The sequence below is a fragment of the Mesorhizobium sp. M7D.F.Ca.US.004.01.2.1 genome, assembly GCF_003997785.1.
GTDB lineage: Bacteria > Pseudomonadota > Alphaproteobacteria > Rhizobiales > Rhizobiaceae > Mesorhizobium > Mesorhizobium loti.
On record NZ_RZRQ01000063.1, the window covers coordinates 1 to 22,633 of the forward strand.

A 22,633-nucleotide genomic window follows, 5' to 3' on the forward strand; every position below is an offset into this window, starting at 1 on the left:
GCCTATGGCACCTTCGCCATCAACGCGGCCGGCGCCTGGACCTACACCGCCTCTTCGGCCCACAATGAATTCGTTGGCGGCCAGCATTACACCGAGAACTTCGACGTGATCAGTGCCGACGGCACTCACACCTCGGTGCATATCGATATCCTCGGCACCAATGACGCGGCCGTGCTCTCGTCTGCCTCGGTCAATCTGACCGAGACCAACTCGGCCACCGACATCTCGACCTCCGGCACGCTCACCATCTCCGATGTCGACAGCCCGGCGACCTTCGTCGCCCAGGCCGCAACCGTCGGAGCCTATGGCACCTTCGCCATCAATGCGGCCGGCGCCTGGACCTACACCGCCTCTTCGGCCCACAATGAATTCGTTGGCGGCCAGCATTACACCGAGAACTTCGACGTGATCAGTGCCGACGGCACTCCCACCTCGGTGCATATCGATATCCTGGGCACCAATGACGCGGCCGTGCTCTCGTCTGCCTCGGTCAATCTGACCGAGACCAACTTGGCCACCGACATCTCGACCTCGGGCACGCTCACCATCACCGACATCGACAGCCCGGCGACCTTCGTCGCCCAGGCCGCAACCGTTGGAACCTATGGCACCTTCGCCATCAATGCGGCAGGCGCCTGGACCTACACCGCCTCTTCGGCCCACAATGAATTCGTTGGCGGCCAGCATTACACCGAGAACTTCGACGTGATCAGTGCCGACGGCACTCACACCTCGGTGCATATCGATATCCTGGGCACCAATGACGCGGCCGTGCTCTCGTCCGCCTCGGTCAATCTGACCGAAGGCAACACGGCCGCCGACATCTCGACCTCCGGCACGCTCACCATCTCCGATGTCGACAGCCCGGCGACCTTCGTCGCCCAGGCCGCAACCGTCGGAGCCTATGGTACCTTCGCCATCAATGCGACCGGCGCCTGGACCTACACCGCTTCTTCGGCCCACGACGAATTCGTCGCCGGCCAGCATTACACCGAGAACTTCGACGTGGTCAGTGCCGACGGCACCCACACCTCGGTGCATATCGATATCCTCGGCACGAGCGACAACGGCGCACCAGTCGCTGTCGCTGATACCAATTGGGCGAAAGAAGACACCAACACAAGCGCAACTGGCAACGTGCTTCAGACGCTCGTGCATGCCGGTGCACCGTCGGGAACGTTCTCGGACCATGCTGATACCGATCCGGATGCCGATACACTGGCTGTCTCCGCGCTCTCGGGCGGCATCGACAACGGCACCACATTCACCAAGACCGGAACTTATGGCTCGCTTGTAATCACCAAGGCGACCGGGGCCTACACCTATACTGTGGCGAATGCCCAAGCCAATGTGCAGGCGCTGGCAGCGGGCCAGACCGTCACGGACAGCTTCACCTATACGGTCTCGGATGGGCATGGCGGAACATCATCGGCCAACCTGGCCGTGACGGTCTTCGGCACGGATGAAGTTACTCCCGGGTTAATTACCTTGGTTGCGGATGGCAAGCAGGGGAGCAACGCTGACCCAAGTACCGTCACCATAACGTTTACTACGGCCGTCAACGCGAATTTTGCAAATCTATCAAACGTGATGCATGTATCCGGCCTGCCAAATGTCAGCGTGATCGCTGGGTCAGGAAGCTTCAACGCAGCCCACACTCAGTATACATTCCAAGTGGACAAAGGAGCAGGAAGCAGCAACGGATCGTCCTACACCCTTGGTATCGATGCCGGAGCATTCTCGGATACAACTGGTCATACGAACGCGGCCGTCAGCCAAGGCGGCCTCAAGCCCGCCGGCACCTCCGGCGAGCCCATCAATCTCGCCTTGACCGATCCATCGCATGAGGGTGCGCTCATCACCGTCACGGTGAAGGACGTGCCTTCGGGCTGGACCATCGACGGCGCAACCCATAACGCCGACGGAAGCTGGACGACACAGACCAACGACCTGCACGGGCTGACCGTGACCACACCGGTCGAATTCACCGGCGCCGCGGTGCTCGACGTGCAACTGACCTGGACCAATGCCGACGGCACGACGGGCAGCGCGTCGATCGCCGACAATGTCGAGGCGTACGCTCCGGGTTCGCCGATCTTCGCCTGGTCGGGCGACGACGTGCTGACCGGCTCCAGCGGCAACGACCTCTTCGTCTTCTCGCAGCCGATCGGTGCCGATACGGTGCATAATTTCGACGCCGCGGCCGACCAGATCGACCTTATCGGCTACAACGGATTGGCAGACTTTGCCGACCTGCAGACTCATATAGCCGACGATGCCAACGGCAACGCGGTGATTGCGCTCGGCGACGGGCAGTCGATCACGCTGGACGGCGTCCACTCGGGCGCCCTGACGGCAAGCAATTTCGTCTTCGACCAGACGCCGGTGGTCAACAATCCAGGCACCATGACGATCGGCGACGGCGCCTTGCTGCCGCTGAGCGGCACGATCAACAATACGGGCCTTATCTCGCTGGACTCGACGGGCAGCGAAACGCTGCTGCAAATCATCCAGCATGGCGTGACCCTGCAGGGCGGCGGACAGATCCTGCTGTCCGACAGCGCCGCCAACGTGATCTCCGGCACCGGGCCGGATGTCACTCTGGTCAATGTCGACAACACGATATCCGGTGCTGGCCAGTTGGGCGGCGGGATGCTGAGCCTCGACAACCAGGGCACCATCATCGCCACCGGTTCGAATGCGCTCGTCATCGACACAGGGGGCAGTGTCGTCAGCAACTCCGGAACATTGGAGGCGACCGGGTCAGGTGGCCTGACGGTCACCGGCGGGCTGGCGAATTCCGGCATGCTGTTGGCCAATGGCGGCGACATCGTCATCCACGGTCAGGTGACCGGCGACGGCGATGCCACGATCGGCAATCTGTCGAAGCTCGAATTCGGCGGCGCCTCGTCGACGGACGTCACCTTCGCGCACGATGCGGCCGGCACGCTGCAGCTCGACGATTCCTTCGATTTCAGCGGGCAGATCGGCGGCATCACCAATGACGACAGGCTGGAGCTAGAGGACATCCTGTTCGGTGCGGGCACGACGGCCGTCTACCAGGCAAACCAGGATGGCAGCGGCGGAACGCTGACTATTTCGGACGGCACCCACGGTACCGCGCTGCATCTGGTCGGCTCCTATGATGCAAACGGCTTCAAGCTCGCCGATGACGGCCAAGGCCATACCGCCGTTTCGTACAATCCGGCGGAGTTCACACTGACGGGCGTCGGCAATGGGGCAATTTCAAGCGACTTCGTGGTGTGAACCAAAGGGCCGCCGTCAGCGGCGGCCCACCTGGCCTGACGAGTTTTGAGTGGGGTTCTGGAAGTGGATAGCAAATCGCGAATTGTGAAGGATGCGCTCCGGGCCTGCCGCCGCTATTTCCTGGTCGCGGCGGCATTCAGCCTGGCAATCAATCTGCTCTACCTCGCATCCCCACTCTACATGCTGCAGATCTACGACAGGGTCGTCACCAGCGGTAGCGAAACCACGCTGGTGATGCTGACCTTGGTGTTGCTGGCGGCCTTCCTTTCGCTGGCCGGCCTCGACCTGGTGCGCGCCTCCATCCTGACGCGTGCCAGCGCGCGGCTCGACCGGTTGCTCTCGGCAAAAGTCCTCGCCGCGTCGGTCGAGACCCCATCGCCGGGTTCCTCGCAAAGCCAGCCGATCCGCGATTTCGACACGTTCAGGCAGGTGATCACCGGCAGCGGCATCCATGCCCTGTTCGACCTGCCATGGTCGCCCATCTACATCGGCATCATCTTCCTGCTGCATCCGTGGCTCGGCTTCTTCGCGCTGGGCTGCTCGCTGCTCCTGATCGCCATGGCGGTGCTCAACGAGTATATCGTGCGTTCGCCGCTGAAGCAGGCCAACGACCTGGCGACGACCAACTATAACTTTACCGAGATGAGCCTCAGAAACGCGGAAGTCGTTCGCGCCATGGGGATGATCGACGGTCTCATCCGCCGCTGGGGACGCGACCGCAACTTGGCGCTGCGGCGCCAGGCGGAGGCAAGCGATCGCGCCGCCTTGATGTCCGGCCTGATCCGTTTCCTGCGGCTCACCATGCAGTCGCTAATCCTCGGCCTCGGCGCCTATCTGGTGATCGAGCGGCAGATCACCGGCGGCACCATGTTCGCGGCCAGCCTCTTGCTGGGGCGTGGGCTGCAGCCGGTCGAGCAGATCGTCGGCCTTTGGCGCAGCCTGATCCTGGGGCGGGCGGCATTGGCAAGGGTCGAGAAGCTGCTGGACGGGGGCGCGCAGAACGAAAGATCGTTCAACCTGCCCAAGCCCACCGGCAAGATTTCGGTCGAGCAGGTCAGCTTTGCGATTGCCAGCCAGCAGAAAGTGCTTCTCCGGGACGTATCGTTCCGGCTGGAAGCAGGCGAGACACTGGGAATCGTCGGCCCTTCCGGCGCCGGCAAGTCGACGCTGGCGCGTCATCTCGCGGGCGTCATGCAACCCAGCCGCGGCACCGTCAGGCTGGACGGGGCCGACCTGTCGCAATGGGGGCACGACGCGCTCGGCGACCACATCGGCTACCTGCCGCAGGATATCGAACTCTTCTCCGACACGGTCGCCGCCAACATCGGCCGCTTCAAGACCAATGTCGACCAGGAGGTGATCGAGGCCGCGCGGCTCGCCGGCGTGCACGAGATGATCATCCGCCTGCCGCAGGGCTATGAGACCCAGATCGGCGAAGGCGGCGCAGTGCTGTCAGGAGGATATCGGCAACGGATCGCTCTCGCCCGTGCGGTGTTCGGAACGCCGAACCTGATCATTCTCGACGAGCCGAGCTCCAATCTCGACGCCGATGGCGACCGCGCGCTGAGCGACTGCGCGATCGAACTCAAGCGCCGCGGCAGCACGGTGATCATCGTCTCGCACCGGCCCTCTACCTTGGCGAATGTCGACAAGATCCTTCTGTTGCGCGATGGCGCGGTCGAGGCCTTCGGCATGAGAAACGAGATCGTGGCGCTGCTCAACCAGCGCGCGGCTCCAATGGCGGTGGCAACCCAATGAGCTGTGGCCGGAGAGATCGATGAGCGACGGCGCCCTCACCTACCGGAGCCTGCCAGGCGAAACCGGTATCCTGGCCCCGGATTCGATCCGGGTGCCGGCCTATATCGGCCTGCTGATCATCGTCGCCTTCTTCGGCGTCTTCGGTGGCTGGGCAGCCTTTGCTCCGCTGAACGGCGCCGTACTCGCCGACGCCATCGTCAAGGTGGAAGGCAATCGCAAGAGCGTACAGCACTTCGACGGCGGAACGGTGAAGGAGATCCGCGTCAAGGATGGCGACGTCGTCAGGAAGGGCGACATCATGCTGAAGCTGGACGACACCAGGATCAGGTCCGAGTTCAATCTCTATGCCCAGCAATACGCTCTGCTGCGTGCAACCGATGCCAGGATCCGGGCCGAACTGGACGGCAGCAAGGCTGTTGCCTTCCCGAAGGACATCCTGAAGGAGCACGAGGCCTACCTCAGGGATGCGATGGCAAACCAGATCGCCGACCTGGAGAGCCAGCGCGCCTCGATGGCCGGCGCCAGGCAGATCCTCGAGCGGCGGATTGCCGAGCTCGAGGAACAGATTCAGGGCAAGCAGGCTCGGGTCGAATCCTACCAGGCCCAGATGCAATCGACGATCGACGAGAAGGCCAGCCTGTCAAAGCTGCTCAAGGCCGGATTGACAACCCGCCCACGCATCCTGGAGCTGGAAAGATCCGCCTCGGATCTGCAGGGCCTGATCGACGAGAACCTCGGCGCCATAGCCGGCAGCAAACAGAGCAAAGCCGAACTCGAGGGCCAGATCGCGCAATTGACATATGAGCGCCGGGCCAAGCTGTCGGCCATGCTGATCGATACGCAATCGAGCCTTGCCGACCTCGTGCCCAAGATGTTTGCCGCCCAGGCTGCCATGGACCGAGCCGAAGTGCGCGCGCCCTATGACGGCCAGGTGATGGATCTCAGCGTCTTCTCGATCGGCGCGATCGTTTCGCCGGGCCAGACCATCCTCGACATCGTGCCGACCGAGAATTCGCTGATCGTTCAGGCGCAGGTTCGCGTCGAGGACATATCGAACCTGCGACCCGACATGGCAGCCGAAGTTCGTTTCACATCATACAAGCAGCGCTCGATACCCATAATCCACGGACGCGTCACCCGCATTTCGGCGGATCGCATCACCGACAGCAAGACCGGGTTTCCCTACTATCTTGCCGATGTAGCGGTCGATCCTGTGGAATTGGCTGCAGCCCCACAGATCGCGCTTTATCCGGGCATGCCGGCGTCGGTCATGATCGTTACCGAGGAACGCACCGCACTCGACTATATCCTGGGCCCGCTGGTCGTGTCGTTCCACTCCGCGTTTCGCCAGAAGTAACGAGCCTCGCGCCGTCCAGCGGCCGGGTGATGAACTTCAGCCACTCGTCCACGGGCCTTACGCTCCCTCCAAGGCTATCGTCTGCGGTGAGCGTGCCACCGCCTTGCATATCTATGGCAACCCGCGCATCAGTTTGGGCTGATTGAGGCAGGCGAGATTCCCAGAGCAAATTGGTGGCCGCCCGTGCGTGCCAACGGCTAAGCTTCGTGAAAGATTCCTGCACGAGGCCGCGTAATGCCCAGTGATAGCCAGTACATTCTCGAAAGCATCAGCCAAGGCTGCGTGGCGCTCACCGACGACGAGTTCTTCATCGACAGGCTGGTGAAGTATTTCGGCAACGGGAGGATCCGATGGCACGTCGAATTCCGTGGGCATCGCGTCGAGCTAACGACAGGCCAGCTTAAGAAGCAGCCTACCTTCCGCAGGAAGATACTCGAACAGGCCGGTGTGCTGCCGCCCCAGCGTGCCGGGACCGCCTACAGGCGATGGGCACTCGATCTGAGGAAGAATGCCGTCGAGCTTCCTTGGCGGGATAGGCCGGTCGATGCCGGTTTCGCCATCGACAGGCTCACCAGCCATGGAGATGGGCGCTGGACGGTTGAATACCAAGGCAAGGCAATCAAATTCACGACGACCAAACTCCGCAGGCAGGTTAGTTTCCGCAAACGCATGCTGGCCAAGGCCAAGGTGCTGCCGCCACAGCTGGACCCGGTTGCCTATCGGAAGTGGATGGACTGGCTCATTCAAAATGCCACCGAGGCTGCCCCGCAGGCCGGCGATGCCCTGATGACGGAAAAAAGTTGGCTGGACGACCTGCCTGAGCTGGCTGGCTGGCAAGATGAAACACCGCCCGAAGAGACCAGCTAACGGCGGCACGCGTTGCGTTTGCCATGCCTGGAGATTTCGTCACACACTGATGACGAAGGAATCTGACCAGAGCCTGCCTCGTTGGCGATCAGAATTGAAATGAGACTTCATGGACCGCTTCAACCTCGGCGCCTACCGTCGCTCCATCTCCACCCGCTCAACCGAAACCCAGCGCTGGTTCGATATCGGGCTGAACTGGTGCTACGGCTTCAACCATGAGGAAGGCATCAAGTGCTTTGAGAAGGCGCTGGAGACGGATCCTGATTGCGCCTTTGTGCATTGGGGCATCGCCTATGCCGCCGGCCCCTTTTACAATCTGACCTGGAAAGAGCATGGCGAGGCCGAAGCCAACAGCGCGACAAAGCGCTGCTTCGAGCATGTCCGGCTGGCGCGCGCCAATGCGGCTTCCGCCAGCGAGGTCGAAAGGCGCCTGATCGAGGCGCTGGCGTGCCGTTTCCAGAAACTGCACCGGGTGGGTCCCGAGGAATTCGAACAGTGGGACGATGCCTATGCCGCCGAGATGCGGCTTGTGTACCGGGACTTTCCCGACGACCACGATGTGATGGCGCTTTTCGTCGAGGCGCTGATGATGCGCACCGTGCGGCGGCTTTGGAACCTCAAGACCGGCGCGCCGGCGCCGAATTCCGATGTCGTCGAGGCGCTCGAGGTCTGCGAGCGGTCGATCCGGCTTGCCGACGAGGCGGGGATTGCACAACATCCGGCGATCGTCCACCTGCACATCCATCTTCTGGAAATGTCCACCATGCCGGAGCGCGGCATGCGCTCGGCGGATCTGCTGGGCGCAATGTGCCCCGATGCCGGGCACATGAACCACATGCCGGGGCATATCTATGTGCTGTGCGGCGAGTACGAGAAAGCAAAACTTGCCAGCGAGAAGGCGGTGCGCGCCAACGACCTCTATCTCGCCTATGCGGACCAGCCGACCTACTATCTGCTCGGCTGCTGCCACGATCTGCATCTGATGATGTTCACCTGCATGTTGTCGGGCCAATACCAGCCTTCGCTGTGGGCCGCCGACAAGGTGCGCAGCCTGGTCGCGCGCGACGTGGTCGCCATCCAGGGCCGGCCCAAGCTCACCCAGACGGTGGAAGGCTACCACGCGATGAAATCGCATGTGCAGGTGCGCTTCGGTCGCTGGCAGGAGATCATCGACGAGCCTGAACCCGCGGAGCCGGGCCTCTATGTGCTGACCGCGGCCATGCAGCACTACGCCAAGGGTGTCGCGCATGCGACGCTCAGGCATTTCACCGAGGCCGAGCGAGCGCGCGAAAGGTTCCACCGGCATCTGGAAGGCATTCCAGCCGAGCGACGTTTTCTCAGCAATCCGACACGGGCTTCGCTGGCTGTCGGTGCCGCCCTGCTCGACGGCGAGCTTGCCTATCACCAGGGCCGGCATGATGAGGCCTACGGCCATCTGCGGCAAGCAGTCGAGCTCGACGACAATCTGTCCTACACCGAGCCATGGGCGTGGATGCATCCGCCCCGCCATGCGCTGGCGGCACTGCTTCTCGACCAGGGCCACGCGCAGGAAGCAGAACAGGTCTATCGCGACGATCTGGGTCTCAGCGGCAAGGTGCAGCGTTGCGCCCAGCACCCCAACAATGTCTGGGCGCTGCACGGGCTGGTGGAATGCCTGAACCGACGCGGCGAGAGCGAAGAACTGCCGGCGCTGCAGGCAAGCCTCGCCACGGCGTTGGCCAGAGCGGACGTGGCGATCAGCTCGTCCTGCCTGTGCAGGACGAGCGTGCAGCCAGCCTCAAGCTGCTGTCATTGAGGCTGGCTGCCCGGCGCGTTGCCTCAGCCCAGCCACTTCTCATAGTCGGACACCAGCAGGTGCACGGGGGCAACGTCCTCGTCGATGTTGGAAAAACGGCCGATCGGTTCGCGAAAGACATTGTCGGTGAGATCGTCATTGACGGTCGACACCTCGCCGATCAGCACATCCTTGCCCTCGGCCCAGAAGGCATGCCAGACGCCGGGCAAAAGCGTGACGCTCTGGCCCGGGTCGAGCTTCAACAGCCCGCCCGCCGGCAGCCTGTGGATGGTTCCGTCGACCGGCACCGATACCTCGGCCTTGGGATCGATGCCGCCGTCGCGATCGTGCATGAACAGTTCCAGCACAAGCTTGCCGCCACCACGGTTGATGATGTCCTCGGCCTTGATGTTGTGGCGGTGCATCGGCGACAGCTGGTCCTTGCGCGAGATCATAATCTTCTCGGCATAGAGCATGCCCATGCCCTTCTTCATGTCCTCGTAGCGGCCGTTGCGCACGGTGAACAGGAACAGGCCGAGTTCCTTGAACTTCTCCTGGCCGTAGTCGGTGATGTCCCAGCCGAGCCGGGAGGTAAACACGGCCGCGGAGTCGGTCTGGCGCGCCTTCGCCTCCTCGGGCGACCAGTAGGCGAAGGGCGGCATGATGTAGCCGAACGAGCGGATGAAAGCGTCGGCTTCGCGGATGATGTCGTTGATGGCGGAGCGTTTCATGATCATGGTCCTTCGTGCCGATTTGTCTGGCAAATCGCATAGCCGAACGTCGATGCGGTGTCGATCCGTCTTGCCGCTCCGCCCGGCCTTGCGCCTTCAGCGCATGGACAACAGATCCGCTGCGCTGGCCGCGTGACATCGCGCCCGTTCGAGGCCATAACCCCTGCGGATTTTCTATGGGATAACAGATGATGCCGACCGTCCACGACCTCGATACGCCATCGATCCTGATCGAAGCCGCGCGCGCCGAAGCCAACATTGCCCGCGCCCAGGCCCATGCCGACAAGAACGGGCTGAAACTGCGGCCGCATATCAAGACGCACAAACTGCCCTACTGGGCGAATAAACAGGTCGCGGCCGGTGCCGTCGGTATCACCTGCCAGAAGATCGGCGAGGCCGAGGTGATGGCCGACGCCGGGCTGACCGACATTTTTCTCCCTTACAACATCCTTGGGCGCGCCAAGCTGGAGCGGCTTCTGGCGCTACACCGCCGTGTGACACTGTCGGTTACGGCTGACAGCAGAGAAACACTCGAAGGATTGGCCGCCATTTTCACCGATGCCGGTCATCGTCTGCCGGTACTGGTCGAATGCGACACCGGCATGGGCCGCTGCGGCGTGCAGACGGCTGACGAAGCAGTTGCGCTGGCAAGACAGATCGACAAGGCCGGTGGCCTCGCCTTCGGCGGGCTGATGACCTACCCGGCCGCCGGTCGCGCGGCAGAGGCCGAGGCGTGGCTGGCCGACGCCAAGCAGGCGCTGGCCGCGTCGGGCCTCGCCTGCGAACGCATCTCAAGTGGCGGCACGCCGGATATGTGGCGCTCGAGCGAGGCATCGGTGGTCACGGAGTACCGCCCCGGCACCTACATCTATCTCGACCGCTATCAGGTCGCCAAAGGCGTCGGCACTCTCGACGACTGCGCACTGACGGTGCTGTCGACGGTGGTCAGCCATCCCACAGCGACGCGTGCCATTCTGGATGCCGGCAGCAAGGCGCTGTCCAGCGACACGCTGGGGCTCGCCGATTTCGGCGAGTTGCTCGGCATTTCCGGTGCACGGGTGACGGGCTTGAGCGAGGAGCACGGCACCCTCACGCTTTCGGGTGACGGCAAGTTGCGCATCGGCGAACGCGTCCGCGTCGTGCCAGACCATTGCTGCGTCGTCACCAACCTGTTCGACCAAGTGCATCTGATCTCAGGCGAAAAGGTGCTGGAAACGCTGCCGGTGGCCGCACGCGGCCGCACCGGCTAATGCGAACATCCAAACCCGTGTCCAGGGCAGGTGCATGGTCGACCCTGTCTAAGGTCCTGCTTGTCCCCGGTGTTCCGTTACGTCAATCTGGCTTCAGCAAGCCGACCATTGGATGGTTTGCGGCTTGCTCGGGAGGAAAACAGAATGGCTTACGCAATCACGCACTATTTTCCTGGCGGCACGAAGGAACAATACGAGGCGTCAATCGCTGCTGTGCATCCAGCAGGCGGAAAAAGCCTGCCAAAAGGCCAACTCTTCCATGTTGCCGGCCCGTCGGCCGGTGGCTGGTCAATTGTTGCGGTTCACGAATCCAAGAAGAGTTGGGAGCAATTCCGGGACGATATCCTGATGCCTCAAATGAAAACGGGCATCAAGGGTGGGTTCACCTCGCCGCCTCAGGAGACCACGTTCGAGGTTCACAATCTGCAGAAATGACAAGCTGTTCAGAGACGATGAACGCTTGATCTGTTGGTGCGCTGGCGCAATGGCGCCTTAGATCCGCTCGGCCTGCCTGGCGGCGACGCGACGCATTGCAATGACGCGGCGGCGGCGGATCTCGGTGCGCATCGCCATCAGGTGCAGCGCAAAGAACAGCACGGTGAAGCCGAGCGCCATCACCAGCAGCGGCCACAGCAGGCTTGGGTCGATGGTCGAGCCGCCCATGCGGAACACCGAAGCCGGCTGATGCAGCGTGTTCCACCAGTCGACCGAGAATTTGATGATCGGGATGTTGATGAAGCCGACCAGCGTGATGATGGCGGCGGCCCAGGCGGCGCGGCTGGCATCGTCGAGGGCACGGGTCAGCGCGATGATGCCGAGATACATCAGGAACAGGACGAAGACCGAGGTCAGCCGTGCGTCCCAAACCCACCAGGTGCCCCACATAGGCTTGCCCCAGATCGAGCCGGTGATCAATGCAAGCGCGGTGAAGACGGCTCCGATGGGCGCGGCGGATTTCAGCGCGACATCGGCCAGCGGATGCCGCCAGACGAGCGTGCCAAGTGCGGAAACCGCCATCAGCGTGTAGCACATCATGGCCAGCCAGGCGAAAGGCACGTGGATGTACATGATGCGCACGGTGATGCCTTGCTGGAAATCCTCAGGCGCAGCGAAGCTCATATAGAGCCCGACGGCGAGGATGAGTGCGGCGATGGACGCCAGCCACGGCACGAGCCTATCGGCCAGCCCGACGAAGCGCGTCGGGTTGGCGAGATCCATCCAGCCGGTCAGTCGTGAAGTCGTGTCGCTCATGCGGCTCTACATAGACCGCCGGTGCGTTTGGGGCAATCGAGCGGTTATGTCGCACGCTAGCCTTGCCTTCTCCCCCTGGGGGGAGAAGGCAGAGACGCCAAGATCAGGCGGCCGCTTCCTGCTGTTGCTGCACGGTGCGGCTGAGGCGGCGAACCTCCTCGTCGTTGAGCAGGCCGCCGGCGCGCAGCAGGCTGGCAAAGCGGCCGTTGCGCAGCGACAGTTCGGCGAAGCCGCCCATTTCGACCACCCTGCCCTTGTCCATGAACACGACCAGATCGGCGTCGCGGACGGTGGTCAGGCGGTGGGCGATGATGAAGGTGGTGCGGTCGCGCCGCAATTCGTCTATCGCATCCTTGACGCGGTCCTCGGTCTCGACGTCGAGCGCGCTGGTCGCCTCGTCGAGCACCAGGATCGGGGCATCCTTCAGCACGGCGCGGGCAATGGCGATGCGCTGACGCTCGCCACCCGACAGCTGGCCGCCACGTTCGCCGACCACCGTGTCGTAGCCATTGCTCTTGGACAGGATGAAGTCCTGCGCCGCGGCCGCGTTGGCAGCGGCATGGATCTCGTCATTGGTCGCATCGGCGCGGCCGACGCGGATGTTGTCCTCGATCGAGCGGTTGAGCAGGCCGGCATCCTGGAACACGGTGGCGATCGAATGACGCAGCGACTTGCGGGTCACGGTGCGTGTGTCGACGCCGTCGATCAGGATACGGCCATGGGACGGCGAGAAGACACGCTGCAGCAGATTGATGAGCGTGGTCTTGCCGGCGCCGGTCGGTCCGACGATGGCAACGGTCTGGCCGGCCTGGACTTCGAACGACACGTCGTCGATGCCTTGGCCCGAATTGGCGAATTCGAAGCCGACATTCTCGAAGCGGACATGCCCGGTGATGTTAGCGAGATCGCGCAACCCATCCGGCTCGGCTGCGTCGGCCGCGGAGTCCTCGAGCTGGTAGAAATCTTCAAGCTTGGCGCGCGCCTCGGAAATCTGGTTGGCGAAAGCCGACATCTGGTCGAGGCGAGCGATCAGCATCGTCGCAAAACCGGTGAAGGCGATGACGTCGCCGATACCCAACTGACCATGAGTCACGAGATAGGAGCCGATCGACAACACGATCAGCATCGAGATTGCCGATGACAGACGGTGCAAGGCATTGGCCAGCGCCCACCAGTCGAGCACAGGATTCTGCGCGTCGAGCAGGTTCTTGACGTAGCGGCGCAGCGTATCGGCCTCGTGGCCGAGGCGATTGTAGCTCTGCAGCACCGCAACGTTGCTGACCGAGTCGGTCACATGCTCGAACACCTTGTGGTAGTGGCGCTCGACCGCAGCCTGGCCCGCCTTGGTGCGGCGCATTACCATCCGGCCGATGCCGACATACAGCAGTCCGAGGCCAAGCAGCACCAGCGACATGCGCAGGTCCATGCTGATCGCGGTTGGGACCAGCAGTACGAGGGCGACAGCCGTGGACAGATGCTGGCGCATGAATTCAAGCCAAAGGCTGAACAGGGTTTCGACGGCGCGCAGCATCGTGTGCAACGCATTGGAGGTGCCGTGCTGATGGTGCCAGGCGAGCGGCATGGTGATCACGCGCTCGAAGGACTGGCACAGAACTTCGCTGCGCCGCGCATGGGCAAAGCGGTCAGCGCCGCGCGCCACCATGACGAAAGCAACGATGTTGAAGGCGCCGAGACCAGCCCACATCACCAGCGTGGTGAAGACAGAGCCGCGCTCGGAGATGGCGCCGATGACGCGACCGAACATAATCGGCTCGAGAAGCGCTACGATGGCGAGCGCCACGTTGGCCGAACAGATCAACGCGACGCGTTTCCTGTCCGCGGCCAGATATCCGAGTGCTCGCCAGTAGATTTGCAGAAGGGTCACCCCAGTTACTCCGCCACGCTGTTTATTGTGCACTGCATCATTTGACTCGTACCGGTTGATACGTCGCAAAACAATGGCCGTGTACCTCTTCAGTTCCCTCAGAGCGAACAAAAGATGGCGACGTTCCGAAATCTGCCGTGATCACCTAACGGTTTGAGAAGACAGGTAAAATGTCAGGCATGCGGCGAAATCATGGCAGTTGGAGCATGCTGCCACAATTTTAATCAGCTACAATGTCGGGCGGATGACTAAGACCGAAATCGCCGTCTGCACAGTATAGGTCAAAACTAAGCGGCTTTGCGCGCGCCCAAGAATACGGGACGCCGAGCCTCGCCGCCTGGCGCGAGCCCTGCGATGGGCATCAAGTCTTTGATTTTATAAGCCTCTCAGCCGCATGCCATGCGGGCGGGCCGATGGCAACACGGGCGGCATGCCGCCCTTTCATCCTGTCGTGAGCCGAAAACCGCTGCCTTCCCCGGGCTTGAGCCCGAGGGGAATGCTGTTGGGTAAAGTGCCTCAGGCCGGGATCCTGATGAGGATTTCGGCAACTTCGCCGTCCTTCAGTTCGACTGCCGAAACCTTGGTCTTGGCCCCATTCACCTCCAGCGACACGGCCTTGGCCTTATTGTCGCGGATGACACGAACCCTGAGTTCCGCCCCCAGCATCTTGAGATTTGCCGAATACCCATCCCAGTGACTCGGCAGCTTCGGCTTGAACTGGACACGCTTGCCGCGCCGTTCGATACCCAGAATGCCTTCGACCGCCGCCCTGTAAAGCCAGCCGGCGGAGCCGGTGTACCAGGTCCAGCCGCCACGGCCGCCCTTTCTGTTGCCGGCATTGTCGTCCCCGGCATAGATATCGGCCGCCACGACATAGGGTTCGACACGATAGTGCTCGGCCGACGCCTCGTCGGTCGCATGGTTGACCGGATTCAGCATCGAGAAACAGCGATAGGCCTCGTCGACCTGCCCCATCTCGGCGAGCGCGATGACGAACCATGTGGCGGCATGGGTGTATTGACCGCCATTCTCGCGCACACCGGGCGGATAGCTCTTGATGTAACCCGGGTCCTTCTCCGTCTTGGAGAAGGGCGGCGTGAACAGCTTGACGATGTTGAGCTTGTCGTCGACGAGCAGCTTCGTCGCCTGCTCCATCGCCGTCGTCGACCGTGCCGGATCGCCCTCCCCCGAAAGCACGCTCCAGGACTGGGCAATGGAGTCGATCTTGCACTCCTGCGAGTTGCGAGACCCCAGAGGGGTGCCGTCGTCGAAGCTGCCGCGCCGGTACCATTCGCCATCCCATGCCGTGCTCTCAAGCGCCCGCTTCAAAACATCGGCATGTTTTGCCCAGGCCTGTGCACGCTTGGCATCGCCCTCGGTCTTGGCAACGGGGGCGAAGTCGCCCAGCGTCTTCAGCAGGAACCAGCCAAGCCAGACGCTCTCGCCCTTGCCGTGCTCGCCGACGCGGTTCATGCCGTCGTTCCAGTCGCCGCCGAGGATTAGCGGCAGGCCCGCAGGGCTGCTGCGTTTGATGGCCAGGTCGAGCGCACGCGCGCAATGGTCGTAGAGCGACGCCGTCTTCTTCGAAATCTCCGGGATGAAGAAGGCATCATGTTCGCCCTCGCCCAGCGGCTGCCCGTCGATGAAGGGCAACTGCTCCTTGAGGATGGTGGCGTCATCGGTGACCAGCAGGTAGCGCGCCGTGGCGTGGGCCAGCCAGACCACGTCGTCGGAGATCAGCGTGCGCACGCCGGCGCCCGTGCGTGGCAGCCACCAATGCTGCACGTCGCCTTCGGGGAACTGCCGCCGCGCCGCGTTGAGTATCTGGTCGCGCGCCAGTTGCGGATCATGCGCCAGCAACGCCAGCGTGTCCTGCAACTGGTCGCGGAAGCCGAAGGCACCGCTGGCCTGATAGAAGGCGGAGCGGGCACGGATGCGGCAGGCCAAGCTCTGATAGGGCAGCCAGTGATTGACCATGGCGTCGAGCGCCTTGTCCGGTGTCTCGACCTGGATGGTGTCGAGAAAGCCGCGCCACACGCGCTCATTGTCGGCCAGCCGCTGGTCGAAATCCTTGACCCGATGTTCCTGGACCAGCGCGCTCGCCTCCTCGACGGACTCGGCGTCGCCGAGCAACCAGAGCAGGGTCACGTCGCCGCCGGCCGGAATCTCGATGTCGCGGGCGATCGCCGCGCACGGATCGTCGCCGGCCTCGACACGGCCCGATAGCGCAGCACCACTCAGCACTGCCTGCGGCAGCTCGCTGGAGCCATGCCGGCCGAGGAACTCCGAGCGGTCTGATGTCACCGAGTGCACGCCGCCGTCGGCGGCAAGGAAGGCCACCCGTTCGCTGAAATCGAGCCCGTAGGGGTTTTGTGCCAGCAACGCCCCGGTGGCGGCGTCCCTCGACGGGACGATGGTTGCCGCTGTGCGCGACCGATGCCCGCCGAGCACCCATTCGGCATAGGCATAGACACGCAGCCGCGCCGGCACCGAGCCGGAATTCTGGATGCGCAGCCGCGAAATCTTCACCGGATCGACCGGATCGACGACATGGGTGAGGTCCATCGACAACGGCCCGCGCTTCGAGCGGAAGGTCGAGAAACCCTGGCCATGCCAGGCCTCGTAGGTCATCGAGGGATCACGCACCATGGCGGCGAGCGGCGAAAACGCCTTGCCGCTGGCCTGATCGTAGATGTAGAGGCCCTCGCCCGGCCGGTTCGAGACCGGATCATTCGACCATGGCGTCAACTGGTAGTCGCGGCTGTTTCGGCTCCAGGTAAAGGCAGCCCCCTCAGCGGAGGTGTGAAAGCCGAACGAGGCGTTGGAGACGACGTTGATCCACGGCTGCGGCGTGGTGCGCCGGCCAGCCAGGCGCACGACATAGTGCCGCCCGTCGCCATCGAAACCGCCAAACCCGTTCCACTGGCTGAGCCCGCTGCCATCGGCGCTGACATTCGCCACCGCCTGCGAGGCAGATGCATGCGTCGTGGGCGTAAGCGATGGTAATTCACGCAGAACCGGCAGTGCGGCCGGCAGCAGGGCGTCGCGCGCCTGCAGGGCGGCCGCCTCGGCCCGCTCGATCTGATCGAAGATGGTGCCGTTGCGCGTGTGCAGGACCACCCGGGCGACGGCGAGCAGCGTCTTGTAGGTCGTCTCGTCCATCAGGTCGCGGCGCACCGCGAAAATGTGCTGGCGAGGTCCGAGCTCCTTGCCGCGCAAACGGCTGTTTTCGCACAGAGTCTCGACCGCCCGCTGCAGGTCCTGAACATAGGAGGACGCCTGCTCGTTGACGACGACGAAGTCGATCATCATGCCGCGGGTGCGCATATACTCCTGGAAACGCAGCGCCTGGGCGACGATTTCGAGATCGGCAACGTCGCCGATCCTGACCAGGAAGATCGGGAAATCGCCGGAAATGCTGGTCGGCCACAGGCTCGACTGCTTGCCCAGCCCCGAGGCGATGGATTCGGCGGGAAGACGCAGGAACGGATCCGGATAGATCAGGTAGCGCGCCAGCTTCTGCACATTGGCGGCATCGGTCAGGCTGAGGCCCATATGGCGGGTCTGCACCTGGCTGCGCGTCCAAGCGAGCATGGCCTGGCGGGCAAAGCTCTCCGGGTGGTCTAGCCGGGCGATTGCCTCGTCCAGCTCAGTGCGGCCGGCGCCGACGACGGTCCAGAAGGTCAGCGATATCTTCTTGTTGGCCGGCACGCGCACCTGACGGCGCAGCGAGGCGACGGGATCGAGCGTGAAGCCCGAATGGCCGCCAAGCCTGGCGCCCGGATCGAAGGCGGCCGCGTCGACAATGGTACGGCCACGGCCTATGAAGGCGCGCCTGTCGGTCTCGGCCTCGGCATCGCGCGCCGATCCGGACGGATCGGTGACGAAATGCACCATGGCGATATCCGGCTCGCTGGTCTCGCGCTTGCGCCGCGTGGCGAAGATCGCCGCGTTATTCGATGCAATCTCGGTTTCCACGAACATCTTCGAGAAGGCCGGATGCGCGTTGTCGGACGCTTCCAGGCCGAGTACCAGCTCGGCGAAGGAGGTCACTTCAATGTGACGGTCGGACGGACCATCATTATAGAGCGTGACCCGACGGCCCTCGCCATTGCCTTCCGAGATGACGATGCATTCGACCTCGGAGCGCAACGTGCCCACCGATTTGACGAAGCTCGCCTTGTCGTCGGAGAACAAAGTCTGCGCCTTTTCCTCGGCCGCACGCTTCGGCTCAGCCGTCGCCGACCACCAGTCGCCGGTGCCGGCGTCACGCAGGAAGATGTAGGAGCCGAGCCGGTCCTCGGTCGGATCCGGCTGCCAGCGGGTGACGGAGAGATCGCCCCAGCGGCTGTAGCCCGAGCCGGTCGCGGTGACCATCACCGAATAGCGGCCGTTCGACATGACGCTGGTCGACCGCAGCGACTGCAGTGGGTTGAGCACGATGCGGGTGTCGGGGCTGTCGACTTCGGTCTCGTCCTTGGCGCGTTCGTCGGCCTCTGTCCTGACGGTCGCGGTCGGGATATCGCGCGGCGCCCTCTCCTGCAGCAAAAGTTCGGCCGATTCGATGACCGGATCGCTGTGGAAACGGTCGCGCATACGGCCTTCGAAGATGGCGTCGGCAACCGCCACGATCGACATGCCCGAATGGTGGGCCATGTAGTTCTGCACGACGACATGGTCCGAGCCTTCCGGCACGCGCTGCGGCGTGAAGTCGACGGCGTCATAGTATCCGTGGCGGCCAAGCGCGCCGATCTCCCGCAATCGGGCGAGGTTCTGCACGGCTTCGCGCGGGTTGAACTGGGCCGCCAATATGGTGGCGTAAGGCGCGATCACCGTGTTCTGGCCAAGGCCGCGCTTCAGCCCCAGGCCGGGAACGCCGAAATTGGTGTACTGGTAGGTCAGTTCACGGTCGCGGGCGTTGTAGGCCGCTTCCGAAATGCCCCACGGCACGTTCTTCTGGCGGCCGTACTGGATCTGGCGCTTGATGATCAGCTTGCTGGTCTGGTTGAGAATCGAGCCCTGCGGCTCCTTCATCACCAGCGGCGGCATCAAATATTCGAACATCGAGCCGGACCAGGACATCAGCGCGCCCTGGAACCCGATCTCGACGATCGGCCGGCCCAGCCGGAACCAGTGCTCGGTCGGCAGGTCACCCTTGGCGATGGCGAACAGGCTGGTCAGCCGCGCCTCGGAAGCCAAAAGGTCGTAGCAGCTTTCATCGAGCTGGTGTTCCTCGACCCGGTAACCGATGGACAGCAGCTTGCGCTCCGGCCGCATCAGGAAGGAGAAATCCATTTCGAAGGCGAAGCGACGCGTGCGCTCGCGCAAGGTGAGCAGCTTGGCACGCAGCGCTTCGACGGCATTGTCGTCGCTGTGCGCGTCATGAACGTGCGCTTCGCATGTGGCTTCGAGCCTTGCCGCCCAGTCGACGATGACGTCGCTCTGCGGCGACGCCGCCTCGGTGTGGATGGCTGTGGCAAGCTTGCGGATCTCGCCGGCCAGCACGGCCAGATTGATGGTGCGGATCGACGCCATTTCCGGCTGCGCCTTGATGGTGTCGACCGCGCGCCGCATGCCGTCGAGACGGTCGGCGAGGCGCTGGCGCAGGGGTCGCAGCTGGCGGCGGTCGTCGGGCAGCTCATCAAGGCTTTCGCCGAGAATGGTGACGGTGTCGAGAATGCCTTCGAAATCACCCTGGAGATGGACGGAGGGCGCTTCGGCCCATTCGGCGCAAGCTGCCGCCACCGCCACCAGATGGCCGGCGAGATTGCCGCTGTCGACAGCCGAGATGTAGAGCGGATAGAGCGGCTTCAGCGTCGTCGTATCATACCAGTTGAAGAGGTGGCCGCGATCACGCGGCATGCCCTCGATCGTCGTCATGGTGGCGTCGATGCGGGTGATGGCGTCGGACAGGCTGATCCAGCCGAAGTCGCGGGCAGAGACGACGGACAGCAGATAGACGCCGATATTGGTCGGCGAGGTGCGAGGTGCGACGACCGGCGCCGGGCTTTCCTGGAAATTGTCCGGCGGCAGATGGTGATGCTCTGACGTCACGAAGCTTTCGAAATAGTGCCATGTGCGCCGTGCCACCGTGCGCAACGTATGGATATCAGCCTGCGATATGCGCAAGCGGTCCTCGGTTTCAGCCGAACGGCTGATCCAGCTGGCGATGGCGGGCGAGCCAATCCAGAACAGGGCGAAAAAGAAGGCAACGAAGGCGCCGGTCGAATCGGCCAGCACCGGAATGGCAAGGCCGACGAAGCCGATGATCACGGCGCCATACATCATGCCGTAATACGATCCGATATCGTTGTCGCCGGCCTTGTGCGCCTGCGAGGCGGTGCGCCATTCCAAAAGGTTCTGGCGACTGACGAACAGTCGGTAGAGCGTGCGGACGATGGCGTCGCCCATCATCCAGGCGTTGTGCGCCATCAGCACGATCTTCAGCGCCACCATGGCGGTGCCGAAGGCAACATCGCGCGCCAGGGCCGAGAAATGGCCGCGCGGCGTCTGGTCGCCGCTCTTGGGCAGGATGGCGTTGACGATGTCGAATGTCGGCGCCATGAACAGGCTGAGGATCAGCAGGGCCTGCCATTGCGCGGCCTGCGTGAAGGGCAGCAGCGTCCAGCCGGCGATCGCCGCCATCACCCAGAAGATCGGCGTCAGCGAGCGGCGCAGATTGTCGATCATCTTCCAGCGCGACAGGGCTGGCACGCCGGAGCGCGGATCGAGCATGAAGCCGAGCAGCTGCCAGTCGCCGCGCGCCCAGCGGTGGTGGCGCGAGGCGTCGACCGAGTAGCGGGTCGGATAATCCTCGACCAGTTCGACGTCGGTGACCAGCGCCGAGCGCGCCAGCGCGCCTTCCAGCAGATCGTGGCTGAGGATGGTGTTTTCCTCGATGCGGCCCTGCAGCGCCGCCTCGAAGGCGTCGACGTGATAGAGGCCCTTGCCGGTGAAAGAACCGTCGCCGAAGACGTCCTGATAGAGATCGGACACGGCAAAGACATAGGGGTCGAGGCCGCGATTGGCCGAAAAGACCCGCTGGAAAAACGACGCATCGTCGCCGCTGGTCAGCGACGCGGTGATGCGCGGCTGCAGGATCGCATAGCCGGCGGTGACAACGCGCTTGCTGGCATCGAAATGCGGGCGGTTGAGCGGGTGGCAAAGCTTGCCGACGAGGGTCGCGACAGCGTCGCGGGTGGTGCGCGTGTCGGCGTCGAGCGTCATCACATGGACGACGTTCTCCGGCAGCGGCACGTCGAGCGGCAGGAACGTGGTGTCGCTGTCGCCGCGCAGCAGAAGGTCGAGTTCGTGCAGCTTGCCGCGCTTGCGCTCCCAGCCCATCCAGGACCCTTGAGCCGCATTGAACAGCCGGCGCCGGTGCAGGATGTAGAAACGCGGCGCGCCTTCGGAGGGATAGCGGGCGTTGAGACGGGCGATCTCGGCGCGGGCGAATTCGAGGATTTCGGTATCCGCCGCATCGATCTCGGTCTTGCTGTCGGGCCAGTCCGACAACAGCGCGAAATGGATTTCATCGGCCGTGTTGGCGAGATGATGCACCTCGATGTTGCGGATGTTTTCCTCGACATCGTCGCGCGAGCCGATCAGCGACGGCACCACAACAAGCGTGCGCGCCTCGGGCGGTACGCCGTGCCTGTAATCGTAGCCGACAAGGCGCGTCGGTTTGAGGAACAGCGAAACGACAGTGTTGAAGAAGGCGAGCGCGCCCTCGCTGGCCGGCACGGCGAACAGCGCCAGCATCAGGACGATCGACGGCACCGACAAGCCGAGATTGGCCAGTGCGTTGCCGGAGAGGACGAGAAGCAGGGCCGTCAGCGCAAACACCGGTACGACGATGCCAAGCCACCCAGTCTTGCGGAAGGCGCGCTTGACCGTCTGGCTGATGGTCGGCCGGTAGCCGATCGCCTTCTCCAGCTCCAGCCGGCGTGGGCCGACAAGAAAGAAACCGACATCGGTGTGGGCGGATAAGATCGGACCCGCATCGCTTTCACCATCGCCTAGCATGGTCTCGCTGGCGGCATGGCCGGCCAACTCGATGGCCTTTTCGGCGACGCGATATTCCGAAAGATCCGAGCGGCGCGCGAGTTCCTCGATCGCGGTCCGGTACTGGTCCCGCGAGAAGAAGTCGAGCGCGGCGAAATCGGTGCGCTCGCGCAGCACGGTGTCGATGCGGCTGACGCCTTCGAACCACACGGTCCAGTCGACGTCGTTGATGAGGCGCAGGCCGCGGATGATGTTGCCCGTCGTCACATTGCCGCTGGACAGCGTGTGGTGTTCGGAAATGATGATTTCCTCGGCATCGGAGCCGGTCTTTTCGAGCTCGCCTTCCAGCCATTCCAGGGCCTTGCCAGCATTCTGCGATCCATCACGCAGACGGTAGAGCAGCTGGGTGGCAAAGGTGGTGTCCTGCGCGTGGGCGCTGAAGTTGGACAGGATCGCCTGCCGGTCGGCGCTATCGTCGGTCGCCAGAAC

11 protein-coding genes are annotated in these 22,633 nt (G+C 63.4%); 7 read left to right on the forward strand and 4 right to left on the reverse strand.

Annotated elements, in window-relative coordinates; genetic code table 11:
* The 5 genes from EN993_RS11950 to EN993_RS11970 all read left to right on the forward strand — a co-directional run.
* Positions 1-3,267: VCBS domain-containing protein (locus tag EN993_RS11950; protein WP_127263306.1), on the forward strand; the 3,267-nt coding region annotated here is incomplete at its 5' end.
* A gap of 63 nt (positions 3,268-3,330) precedes the next feature.
* The gene (locus EN993_RS11955; RefSeq protein WP_127263307.1) at positions 3,331-5,025 is read left to right on the forward strand and encodes a type I secretion system permease/ATPase; all 1,695 of its coding nucleotides are present in this window, start codon (positions 3,331-3,333) and stop codon (positions 5,023-5,025) included.
* Between the two features lie 19 nt (positions 5,026-5,044).
* Entirely contained in the window at positions 5,045-6,382 is a 1,338-nt protein-coding gene (locus EN993_RS11960) for an HlyD family type I secretion periplasmic adaptor subunit (RefSeq protein WP_126068759.1), read from the forward strand.
* Positions 6,383-6,616: 234 nt separating this feature from the next.
* The gene (locus EN993_RS11965; protein WP_126068758.1) at positions 6,617-7,249 is read left to right on the forward strand and encodes a hypothetical protein; all 633 of its coding nucleotides are present in this window, start codon (positions 6,617-6,619) and stop codon (positions 7,247-7,249) included.
* A 109-nt stretch (positions 7,250-7,358) separates the two neighbouring features.
* Entirely contained in the window at positions 7,359-9,044 is a 1,686-nt protein-coding gene (locus EN993_RS11970; RefSeq protein ID WP_127263308.1) for a hypothetical protein, read from the forward strand.
* Between the two features lie 23 nt (positions 9,045-9,067).
* On the opposite strand, the gene EN993_RS11975 is transcribed toward EN993_RS11970, so the two are convergent.
* Positions 9,068-9,754: a D-lyxose/D-mannose family sugar isomerase gene (locus EN993_RS11975; RefSeq protein ID WP_109672468.1), complete on the reverse strand. Its 687-nt coding sequence runs from the start codon at positions 9,752-9,754 to the stop codon at positions 9,068-9,070.
* A 191-nt stretch (positions 9,755-9,945) separates the two neighbouring features.
* Between EN993_RS11975 and EN993_RS11980 the strand changes: the two genes are divergently transcribed.
* Positions 9,946-11,004 carry a D-TA family PLP-dependent enzyme gene (locus tag EN993_RS11980; protein WP_164757630.1) on the forward strand — a complete coding sequence of 353 codons (1,059 nt, stop codon included), beginning with the start codon at positions 9,946-9,948 and terminating at the stop codon, positions 11,002-11,004.
* A 144-nt stretch (positions 11,005-11,148) separates the two neighbouring features.
* A complete protein-coding gene (locus EN993_RS11985; RefSeq protein WP_109672448.1) occupies positions 11,149-11,439 on the forward strand; it encodes a hypothetical protein in 291 nt (96 codons plus the stop codon).
* 57 nt (positions 11,440-11,496) lie between these two features.
* Here EN993_RS11985 and EN993_RS11990 read toward each other — a convergent pair whose 3' ends face one another.
* From EN993_RS11990 to EN993_RS12000, 3 genes are all read right to left on the reverse strand, one after another.
* On the reverse strand, positions 11,497-12,255 hold the full coding sequence (locus EN993_RS11990) for a heme ABC transporter permease (RefSeq protein WP_127263310.1): 759 nt from the start codon (positions 12,253-12,255) through the stop codon (positions 11,497-11,499).
* 103 nt (positions 12,256-12,358) lie between these two features.
* On the reverse strand, positions 12,359-14,140 hold the full coding sequence (locus tag EN993_RS11995; protein ID WP_126068754.1) for a glucan ABC transporter ATP-binding protein/ permease: 1,782 nt from the start codon (positions 14,138-14,140) through the stop codon (positions 12,359-12,361).
* A 516-nt stretch (positions 14,141-14,656) separates the two neighbouring features.
* Positions 14,657-22,633: glucoamylase family protein (locus tag EN993_RS12000; protein ID WP_127263311.1), on the reverse strand; the 7,977-nt coding region annotated here is incomplete at its 5' end.